This window comes from Mucilaginibacter pedocola (genome assembly GCF_002013915.1).
Lineage (GTDB): Bacteria > Bacteroidota > Bacteroidia > Sphingobacteriales > Sphingobacteriaceae > Mucilaginibacter > Mucilaginibacter pedocola.
Window position 1 is genome coordinate 1 of the sequence record NZ_MBTF01000033.1, and the last position, 924, is coordinate 924.

At 45.2% G+C, this 924-nt stretch carries 1 protein-coding gene; it reads left to right on the top strand.

What is annotated here, in order from left to right; all coding sequences use genetic code 11:
- Window positions 1–52 precede the first annotated feature (52 nt).
- Window positions 53–924 (top strand): bestrophin family protein (locus BC343_RS20355; RefSeq protein WP_078349654.1); only part of this gene is annotated, 872 nt, incomplete at its 3' end.

The window sequence follows — 924 nt, forward strand, 5'->3', positions numbered from 1 at the left end:
TACACCAAACCACTCTTCCAACTTTTTGTTATGTGCTAAAAATCGAAAAAGCATGCTGTTAAAAAAACGCATCCCGGCACATTACATCCTCGGGAAAGTTAAGAACGAACTCCCCTACGTGCTGGTGGTAGGCCTGCTGGTCAACTATTTGACGAGCCATTATAAAAACCTGATCCCTATAATGCCGATAGCTATACCCACGTTCATCGGTACAGCGATCTCGGTCATCCTTTCCTTTAAGATCAATCAATCTTATGACCGCTGGTGGGAGGCGCGGAAAGTCTGGGGAAGTATCGTCAACGAAAGCCGCAATTTCATCTTACAGTTGCAATCTTTTATTTCTATGGATAAACAAGAGGCGATCAGGACGATGGGCCACCGGCAGATCGCGTGGTGCTATAGTTTAGGGCAAAGCCTGCGCGGCCTCGACCCTACCGCGAACCTTCATAAATACCTGTCGGCAGCCGACCTGGAGAAGATCAACACGCATAGTAATAAACCGCTGGCCATTTTGCAGCTTAATGCGCTGCAATTAACGGAGCTGCGGGATGAAGGAAGACTGGAATTATTCAGCCATGTACAGATCAATTCAACGCAGGTGAATTTTTCTAATGCGATGGGTATGGCCGAGCGGATCAAAAGCACGGTGTTCCCGCAGACCTACCGCTTATTCCTGCATTTCTTTATCTATATTTTCGTCGTTACTTTATCAATAGCACTGACAGATATCGATAGTTTCTTCGAGATCCCTTTGTTACTGGTGATTTCTTCTGCTTTTTTTCTTTTGGAAAAATCAGCGATGCATTTACAGGACCCTTTCAATAACCTTCCTACTGATACCGCGATGACGACGATAGCCACCAATATAGAAATCAATATCAAGCAGTTACTGGGTGAGCAGGATATCCCTGAGCCTTTAAAACC